The organism is Polaromonas sp. (assembly GCF_030682935.1).
Classification (GTDB): Bacteria; Pseudomonadota; Gammaproteobacteria; order Burkholderiales; family Burkholderiaceae_C; genus Polaromonas.
On the sequence record NZ_JAUXNA010000165.1, the window covers coordinates 1 to 8,766 of the forward strand.

Annotated in this window: 9 protein-coding genes and 2 pseudogenes; 2 read left to right on the top strand and 9 right to left on the bottom strand. The window is 65.6% G+C overall.

The features are described from left to right. A pseudogene (locus Q8K05_RS07720) lies at positions 1 to 895 on the bottom strand (AmpG family muropeptide MFS transporter); the annotation flags it as partial. A gap of 31 nt (positions 896 to 926) precedes the next feature. Between Q8K05_RS07720 and Q8K05_RS07725 the strand changes: the two are divergent. Continuing rightward, positions 927 to 1,769 (top strand): M48 family metallopeptidase, encoded by an 843-nt coding sequence (locus Q8K05_RS07725; protein WP_305245971.1) that lies wholly within the window; start codon positions 927 to 929, stop codon positions 1,767 to 1,769. Between the two features lie 130 nt (positions 1,770 to 1,899). Here the strand turns inward: Q8K05_RS07725 and Q8K05_RS07730 are convergent, their stop codons facing one another. Together Q8K05_RS07730 and Q8K05_RS07735 are read right to left on the bottom strand one after the other, a co-directional pair. Then, complete coding sequence (locus tag Q8K05_RS07730) at positions 1,900 to 2,928, bottom strand: PHB depolymerase family esterase (protein WP_305245973.1); 1,029 nt, start codon at positions 2,926 to 2,928, stop codon at positions 1,900 to 1,902. Positions 2,929 to 2,963: 35 nt separating this feature from the next. After that, the gene (locus Q8K05_RS07735; RefSeq protein ID WP_305245975.1) at positions 2,964 to 3,386 is read right to left on the bottom strand and encodes a CopG family transcriptional regulator; all 423 of its coding nucleotides are present in this window, start codon (positions 3,384 to 3,386) and stop codon (positions 2,964 to 2,966) included. 138 nt (positions 3,387 to 3,524) lie between these two features. On the opposite strand from Q8K05_RS07735, the gene Q8K05_RS07740 reads away from it, so the two are divergent. Next, positions 3,525 to 4,373 carry a PA4780 family RIO1-like protein kinase gene (locus Q8K05_RS07740; RefSeq protein WP_305245977.1) on the top strand — a complete coding sequence of 283 codons (849 nt, stop codon included), beginning with the start codon at positions 3,525 to 3,527 and terminating at the stop codon, positions 4,371 to 4,373. Between the two features lie 103 nt (positions 4,374 to 4,476). Here the strand turns inward: Q8K05_RS07740 and Q8K05_RS07745 are convergent, their stop codons facing one another. The 6 genes and pseudogenes from Q8K05_RS07745 to leuD form a co-directional block, all read right to left on the bottom strand. Next, positions 4,477 to 5,460: a tripartite tricarboxylate transporter substrate binding protein gene (locus Q8K05_RS07745; protein ID WP_305245978.1), complete on the bottom strand. Its 984-nt coding sequence runs from the start codon at positions 5,458 to 5,460 to the stop codon at positions 4,477 to 4,479. Positions 5,461 to 5,591: 131 nt separating this feature from the next. Continuing rightward, positions 5,592 to 6,479: a polysaccharide deacetylase family protein gene (locus Q8K05_RS07750; RefSeq protein WP_305245980.1), complete on the bottom strand. Its 888-nt coding sequence runs from the start codon at positions 6,477 to 6,479 to the stop codon at positions 5,592 to 5,594. Between the two features lie 25 nt (positions 6,480 to 6,504). After that, positions 6,505 to 7,149 carry an N-carbamoylsarcosine amidohydrolase gene (locus tag Q8K05_RS07755; protein WP_059752096.1) on the bottom strand — a complete coding sequence of 215 codons (645 nt, stop codon included), beginning with the start codon at positions 7,147 to 7,149 and terminating at the stop codon, positions 6,505 to 6,507. 109 nt (positions 7,150 to 7,258) lie between these two features. After that, positions 7,259 to 7,837: an AbrB family transcriptional regulator gene (locus Q8K05_RS07760; RefSeq protein ID WP_305245985.1), complete on the bottom strand. Its 579-nt coding sequence runs from the start codon at positions 7,835 to 7,837 to the stop codon at positions 7,259 to 7,261. After that, positions 7,814 to 8,344: pseudogene (locus Q8K05_RS07765) on the bottom strand (AbrB family transcriptional regulator); the annotation flags it as partial. The pseudogene Q8K05_RS07765 and the gene Q8K05_RS07760, both read right to left, overlap by 24 nt. Positions 8,345 to 8,396: 52 nt before the next feature. Then, a partial coding sequence (gene leuD, locus Q8K05_RS07770) for a 3-isopropylmalate dehydratase small subunit (RefSeq protein WP_305245983.1) occupies positions 8,397 to 8,766 on the bottom strand: 370 nt, incomplete at its 5' end.

Genomic DNA, 8,766 nt, shown 5'->3' on the forward strand with positions numbered 1-8,766 from the left:
TGTAGCCCATGTCCACATAAAACGGGTTGGCCATGATGCCCATGACGACATCGCTGATGCGGTAGACCGCGATCAGCGCCAGAATCAGCAGCGCCTGCTTGCCGTAGCGGCGCAAAAAGTCGGCAAACGGGTCTATCAGTGCGCCCTTGAGCCAGTCGGCCGCATTTTTGCTGGGCGGCAATTCGCGGCGCAGCGGCTCGGGTGAAAACAGCACGGTCGCCACCCCCAGCAGCATCGATGCGGCCATCACCAGATAGGCCGCCTGCCAGGCCCCGTGCTGGTACACGGCGCCATCGGCCACTTCGACCCGCGCCGCAATCCACAGCGCGCCGGCGCCGGCCCAGATCATGGCGATGCGGTAGCCGGTCTGGTACGCCGCGGCAAGCGCCGCCTGGCGCTTGATGTCGGCCGATTCAATGCGGTAGGCGTCCAGCGCGATGTCTTGCGTGGCCGAGCCAATCGCCACCGCCAGCGCGCACCACACCACCGGCTGCAGGGCCAGCTTGGGGTCGGTCAGGGCCATGGCCACCAGGGCCGTCACGATGATGGCCTGCGACAGCAGCAGCCAGCTGCGCCGCCGCCCGAGCCAGCGCGTGAGCAGCGGAATCGGCATGCGGTCGACCAGCGGCGCCCAGGCCCACTTGAAGCCGTAGGCCAGGCCGACCCAGCTCAGGTAGCCAATGGTGGTGCGGTCAATGCCCGCTTCGCGCAGCCAGAAGCTCAGCGTGCCAAACACCAGCAGCAGCGGCAGCCCCGCCGAAAACCCCAGCAGCAGCATGCGGAAGGTGGCCGCCTCGGTGTAGACGCGCCAGACATCGCGCCAGGCGATTTTGGGTCTGGCGGCAACGGCAGCGCGGGGAAGGGGGATTTCGGAAGCGGTGGTTTTGTCTGACATGGGTATTTGGATTTGTGACTATTATTCACGCATGTGCTTTTTATGCGACGCTAAACACGCCGCCTGGCCAGGCCGCCGGGCATTTCTTTTGGCTGCGGCCGGGGCTGCCGCCACCGCCGCGACCACGCCTTTGCAGGCGCAGGTCAACGTGGGCGGGTCATCGGGACTGCGCAACCTGGTGCCGGCCGATGAGCTGGAAGGCGCGGCAACGCAGCAGTATGCCGAGCTGCTGGCACAGGCCAGGGCCAAGGGCGTGCTGGCGCCGCCCAACAGCCCGCAGCTGCAGCGGCTGCGCGGCATTGCCACGCGGCTGGTGCCGCAGGCCGGCCAATGGAATGACCGTTCGCGGCAATGGCGCTGGGAAGTCAACCTGATCAGCAGCAAGCAGATCAATGCGTTTTGCATGCCGGGCGGCAAGATCGCCTTTTACACCGGCATTCTGGACCAGCTCAAGCTCAACGATGACGAAACGGCCATGATCATGGGCCACGAAATGGCCCACGCCCTGCGCGAACATGCACGCGCGCGCATCGCCAAAAGCCAGGGCACGGGCACCTTGCTGTCGCTGGGCGCGCAGTTGCTGGGCCTGGGCCAGCTCGGTGATGTGGCGGCCAGCATCGGCACGCAGTTGCTGACGCTGCGCTTCAGCCGTGACGATGAAACCGACGCCGACCTGGTCGGGCTGGAACTGGCCGCGCGCGGCGGCTACCAGCCCCAGGCTTCGGTCAGCCTGTGGGAAAAAATGGCCCAGGCGGGCGGCGGTGCCAACGGTCCGAGCTTTTTGTCCACCCATCCGTCCGGCCCGGACCGCATCCAGCAGCTGCAGCGCAATGTGCCCAAGGTGCAGGGCCTGTACCAGCGGGCGCGCAGCTAAGGGCCAGGTACAGCGGGCAGGCGGCCGAACTTTTAACGGTTAAATATGCCTTTTGCCCTTATTCGACGGGCGAAAGCAGCTATTGATTTAAGCGTAAATCGGACCACGAGGCCGCTGTTCTGAGGCGCTGTCAGTGCGTGGTGTGCAGCGTATTTTCAAAGAAAAAGCGCAGCATCTCTTCGGTGGCGTCGGGCCCCTGGGCGTCGGTGTAGGAGCCCCGCGCACTGCCGCCCGACCAGGCATGGCCGGCGCCATGCACGGCCCAGTGCTCTGCCTGCACGCTGCCGCCCGCTTCGCGGTAGATGCGCCGGGTGTACGCGCGGCCGTTGCCGCTGAGTGCACGTTCAAGCTCGGGCTCGGCAGCGCCGGCACGGGCCGTCACCACCTGCTCGCCGTTGACCGGGTGCACGGTCGTGTCCTGGTCGCCATGAAAGACGATGGTGGGCGGTGTCTGCCCGCTGGGTGCGCTGGCAGCGCCGCCGCTTTTCATCGCACTGAGCGCCGCTTGAACATTGCTGGCCGCACCGGTGGCCAGGCCCGAGTGCACGCCGACGGCGGCGAACAGGTCGGGGTAGGCATCGCCCAAAATGGCGGCCATCGCGCCGCCGGCCGACAGTCCGGCGACGTAGACGCGTTGCGGGTCGATGTTGTGCTGCTTCATCACCTCACGCGTCATGCCCGCCAAAATGGACGGCTCGCCGCGGCCGCGCTGCTGGTGGTTGTGTTTGAACCAGTTCCAGCAACGCGAGACATTGGCGGTTTGCGCCTGGGCCGGGTAGAGCACAAGAAAGTCGCGTTCAAGCGCCTGCTCGTTCATGCGGGTGCCGGCCGCGAAGTCGTCGGGGTTTTGCGTGCATCCGTGCAGCATCACGACCAGCGGCAGGGCCTGCCCGGTGTGGCGTGGCGGCACATAGAGCTTGTATTTGCGCATGCCGGCCGCTTCGGTATGGCTGGCGGCGGTGAACTGGCCGGTGGCCGGCACCGGGGCTTCGCGCCGGACGGTGCGCGCCTGGACGTCGACGATGTCCGCGTTTTGGGGGGGCGCCGGTGCGCTGCCGCCGCGCAGTGCCGCCTTGATGGCCGCAGTCGCTTCTCGCAGCTTGCCGACCCGCGTCAGGCGCGTGACTTCGGCCATGAGTCGTTGGAAAGCGGGGTTCATATGAAGTTCCTCGTTGATTGGGTCTATGAAGATGGTTAACGGATGCGGCCGGCGAGGGCGGCTTTCACGGCCGGGCTGGCGTGCAGCGCGCCCAGCACCACCACCGAGTCGATCGCGGCCAGCGCCAGTTCCGGGCTGACGTCGGGGGCGATGCGGGCAAGGCCCAGCACGCGAATTTGCAGCGACTCGCCAGCGGCCTGCACGGCGCGCAGGTCGGCAGCGCTGAAATGCTGGATACCGAGCACCAGCGTCTTGCGGGCCACTACCTGCTTGACCACGTCCGCGTGGGCGGCCAGATGGCTGCGGATGGCCGTGCGGATCAGGTCGGTTCGGTTGGCATAAAAGCCTTCCTGCACCAGCAGGTCGATCTGGCCCAGGTCCACATAGCCCAGGTTGATGGTGATTTTTTCGTCGACTGGCTTGGCCGGCGTGCGGGAGATGGTGCTGCGTACTTCCATGCGGACCATCTTAGCACCATCCGTATGGATGGTTTTTTACTGAATGATGCGGGCCGCCTGCCCGCGTTGACGTGGACGGGTCACGACCGCGCCGCTGCGCCTTGGCCGCCACCAGGCGCGCGGTGCACAATGGCGCCCATGAAATCACCCAAGCGACTGCAATCCCTGATCGAAGAAGGCCTGATCGACACCGTGGTGCGCCAGTTGATGAGCGGCAAGGAGGCGATGGTCTACGTGGTGCGCTGCGGCGACGAAACACGCTGCGCCAAGGTCTATAAAGAAGCCACCGAACGCAGCTTCCGGCAGGCGGTCGACTACACCGAAAACCGCAAGGTCAAGAACACGCGCCAGGCCCGCGCCATGGCCAAGGGCACGAAATTTGGCCGGCAGGCCAGCGAAGCGGCCTGGCAAAGCGCCGAGGTTGACGCGCTGTACCGCCTGGCCGCCGCCGGGGTGCGCGTGCCCAAGCCGCACAACTTTTGCGACGGCGTGCTGCTGATGGAACTGGTGACCGACGCGCATGGCGACGCCGCGCCGCGCCTCAACGATGTGGCCTTCACGCCCGAGCAGGCGCGCGCGCACCACGCCACGCTGCTGACCGAGGTCGTGCGCATGCTGTGCGCCGGCGTCGTCCATGGCGATCTGTCGGAGTTCAACATACTGCTGGCGGAAGATGGCCCGGTCATCATTGATTTGCCGCAGGCCGTGGATGCGGCCGGCAACAACCACGCCAGCCGCATGCTGCTGCGCGACGTGGCCAATTTGCGCGGCTTTTTTGGCCAGTTTGCGCCCGAGCTGCTGCAGACCGACCATGGGTCAGAGATATGGGACCTTTATCAGCGCGGCGTGCTGCATCCCGACACGGTGCTGACCGGCATCTTCAAGCGCCGGATCGGGCCGGTTGATGTGGGCAATGTGCTGCGCGAGATCGACGACGCACGCGCCGAGGAGGCCGCGCGCCGCGTGCGCATGCAGACCGCCCGCTAACCGACGCCCTGCCAGCAAGAGTCCGCAAAACACCTGTAATTTATTCGCCCTGAATGTTCTTGCCTGACGCCACTGCGGCGCTTGCCAGGCGCTGGGAGGCGCTTCACTCTACGCGGATCTGCGCCTGCTTGACGACGCGTTCCCAGCGCTCGTAGTCGGCGCGCAACTGGGCGGCAAAGCGCTCGGGCGTGTTGCCGGCCGGCTCGATGCCCAGCATCGCGTAGCGATCGCGAATCTCCGGCATCGCCAAAACAGCCGCGATTTCGCGTTGCAGGCGTTCGACGATCGGACGCGGCGTGCGCGCCGGCGCGAGCACGCCGACCCAGGAGTCGACGACAAAGCCCGGCAGCCCCGATTCGGCGAATGTCGGCACCTCGGGCAACGAGGCCGTGCGTTTCTCGCTGGAGATCGCGATCGCCTTGAGCTTGCCCGATTTGACATGCTGCTGCGCGCTTGCCACGGCGGTGTACACGAGCGGGATATGGCCCCCCAGCACATCGACGATCGCCTGGCCGCCGCCCTTGTACGGAACATGCTTCATCTGCATGCCGGTACGCTGCTGGAGCAGTTCGCCGGCCAAATGCGGCGTGCCGCCGGTGCCCGACGTGCCGTAGGAGAGCAGGTCCGGCTTGCTGCGGCCCAGCGCGATCAGCTCCTGCAGCGTGTTGGCCGGCAGCGACGGGTGCGCCACCAGGATCAGCGTTGCGTCGCCCAGCTTGGTGATGGGTTCGAAGTCGCGCAAGGGATCGAAGGGCAGCTTCTGAAAAACATGCGGGTTGATCGCCAGCGTGCCGTCGAAGCCGAGCAGCAGCGTGCAACCGTCGGGTGCGGACCTGGCCACTGCATCGGTTCCCAGGTTGCCGCTCGCACCCGGGCGGTTGTCGACAATGATCGTCTGCCCCAGGCGCGCACCGAGTTTCTCGGCGATGGCGCGCGCGCTCGAGTCGGTGACGCCGCCTGCCGCGAAGGGCACGACCAGCCGGACTGTCTTGTTCGGGCACTCGTCTTGCGCACTCGCGCTCGTCGCCATGGCCGCGATGCCTACCCACGCGACCGCCAGAGACCGGATAAAACACCTTCGTGACATGATTTGTCTCCTCAATTGATCTTCGATACGGGCGCCGCCCCGGTGGGGGCGGCGCATGCTTTTCCAATTCCTTCACCCCGCGCTACGGCCAAGGCCCCAAGGCCGCCGCAGCGGGGCGACTGTCCGACGGCTTACATGTATTGGCTGCGATACCAGTCATTGACCTCATCACCGGTTGTCAGCCATACGCCTTCGTGTCCGGCCATGTACTTGAACGCCCGTTCCAGATGCTTGGCGCGGAACGGCTGGCCGACCAGGAAGGTGTGCAGGCAGATCGGCATGATGCGTGCATTGGTCTGGCCCTCCGCATACAGCACGTCGAACTGGTCGATGATCATGTCGCCGAACTGCTCGCCGCTGACGCCGATGTTCATGATGGCCGGGATGTCGTTCAGCTCAACCGTGTACGGCACTGAAATCAGGTTGCCTTTCTTGACATTGAACTGGAACGGCTGGTCGTCGGCGGTGAAATCGCACAGGTATTCGACGCCCAGCTCGGCCAGCAGGTCCGGCGTATTGAAGGTCTCGCACAGGAAGGGGCCCAGCCAGCCCTTGGTCTTGCGGCCCAGGCGCTTCTCCATCTCGGTGAGCACGGTACGGATGATCTCGCGCTCCTCGGGCTCGTCCTTGCCGCTCAGGAAATTCGCCGGCGCGTTGTTGATGCCGTGGCCGATCCAGGCCCAGTTGCGCTTCTCGCCTTCCTCGATGATGCGAGGATATTCGCGGATGATGTCGGAGTTCAGGCACACCGTGCCGCGATAACCATAGCGGTCCATCATGTCCATCATGCGCCACAGGCCGACGCGGTTGCCGTAGTCGCGCCAGCCGTAGTTCAGCGCGTCCGGCGTGAACTTGGCGGTGCCGGGCACCAGCGCGGTGCCCGCAATGTCTTCCGGAAAGTGCTCGATGTTGATGTAGGGCACGATCGCCACGCGCGCCCCGTTGGGCAGCTTCATCGGCTGGCGGTCGATGATCGGGGAGTAGTCGTAACGGCGGGTCTGGGTCAGTGGGTTGCTCATGTCAATGCTCCTTTGTGCTTATGGGTTAGCGCGATACTGCGCGCAGTTTTTTCAGGTAGTCGATTACTTCTGTCTTCATCACGACATCGCCGTACTTGCCGTTGATGTCGAACAGGTTGGCCTCGTGCACGTCCGGATGGCGGTCGCCGACGCAATCGCGCACGACGATGGTCCGGAAACCGTACTGAACCGCGTCGACCGCGCTGGCCCGGATGCAGCCGCTGGTGGAGCAGCCGATCAGGATCACCGTATCGACACGCCTGGCGTTCAGCGTGGCCACCAGGCTGGTGCCAAAGAACACACTGGCATAGTTTTTGGTGATGACGGTTTCCTCCGGCCGGGGCAGCACTTCGTCGCAGGTCTGCGCATAGGGATTGCCTTCGACCAGGCATTTGAGCACCGGCGCCTTGCGGATCCATACCCCGCCGTCGTCGAATGTGATGGGGTTGTAGCGCACGATCGTGTGCAGCACCGGGATCTTCGCCGTGCGCGCCGCGTCCAGCAGTTCGACGCTTTCGCGCACGGCGGGTGGCACGCCGGGCGCGAACAGCGGCGAGCCCTCGGTGGTATAGCCCTTCATGAAATCGACGACGATCAGCGCCGGCGTGTCACCGAAACCGATCCTGTTGTCCCAAACGCCTGCGTAATTGCTTTGTCTGTCCTGTGCCATGTGATCTCCTTTTTCCGTTACTAAAATTTTGCTGTGACGAACTCGCCGTGAACACGGTCTGAATAAAACGCTGTGAGCAAGCCTCCTTTCAGTGAAGTGAATGATCGGGCTAGTTGTTGGCCTTCGTAATCCGTCGCAGCAGCGGCACGGCGAGCAGCAGCAGACCGAGCACGCGCACGACATGAAACGCCGCGACGATCGCCACCGGCTCGCCGAGCGACGCGGCGGTGATGCACATCTCCGCGATGCCGCCCGGGATCGCTCCCAGAATCGCGCTGTTCTCGCTCAAGCCCCAGCGGTGCGCCAGCAGGATGCCCAGCAGCGCGCTGGCGCCGATCGCCGCCACGTTCAGGATCGTGGAAGTCACCAGCAGTCTGGGCAGCCGCGCCAGCGACTCGCGCCGGAAACGGCTGCCCAGACTCCAGCCGAGAAGCAGTTGCGCCGTATCGGCCAAGGCAGGGGCTGGCGCCGCGACCGGCACACCCAAGGCCGTCGCGGCTGCGGCGGCCACCAGCGCGCCGACAAACCAGCCCGTGCCGCCAATCAATCGTTTCAGACCCCAGCCGCCGCCCAAGGCAATCAGCAGCAGCCACAACTGGCCCTGCACCTCGTGCGTCACCGGATCGGGCACGGGCGAGCCCAGGCCCGGCAGCAGGAGTCGAAACGCGGGTGGAACCAGGATCACCACCAGACACAGGCGCACCGTCTGCACCAGGGCGACTTGATCGGTGCGCGCACCGTGCTCCTGGGCCAGGCGGGCCATCTCGCCGGAGACGCCCGGCATTGCGGCGAGAAAGGCCGTCGCCGCATCGAGCCGGGCCCAGTGCCGCAGCAGCCATGCCAGCAGCAGGCCGAGTGCAAGGGAAAAGACCGTGGCGACAACGATGGCGCCGGCATGCGCCGTCAGTTGCGCGGCTGCCGCGGGCGTGAAGCGGGCGCCGACCGCTGCGCCGATCAGCCACTGCGCGATCAGAAACAGCAGCGGCGGACAACTCACGGGAAAACGCGTCATCGCCAGGCAGGCTGTGCCGACCAAGGCGCCGGTCACCCAGGGCAGCGGCCATCCCAGCGCCTGCCACAGCAGACCGCCGGCCAGGGCCGCCAGCGCAGCGCCGGCAAGCCTCATGCCGGGTGCCAGCGTGCTGGCGTGGTCCATGGGTTTCAATGGCCCCACCGCCGCAGTTGGCGACGACCAGCGCGCCGCGAATACGGCCGGTCGTTGCTGGAACGAAGGGCTTCATGTTGCATCAGTGCCCGGCCGGATCGGCACGCAACCAGGGGCGATCCGCCAGCCGCCGCGCCTCGAACGCCGCGATTTGCTCGCGGTGCTGCAAGGTGAGCCCGATCTCGTCCAGCCCATTGAGCAGGCAATCCTTCTGAAACGCATCGATCTCGAACGTGAACGATGTGCCGTCGGGCGTGCGCACGCACTGCGCTGGCAGATCGATGTGCAAGCGATAGCCGGGCGTGGACGCAAGCTGTGCGAACAGCGTGTCGACCTGCGCGGCAGTCAGGCGCACCGGCAGCAGACCATTCTTGAAGCAGTTGGAGAAAAAGATGTCGGCAAAACTCGGCGCGATCACGACGCGAATGCCATGGTCCAGCAGCGCCCACGGC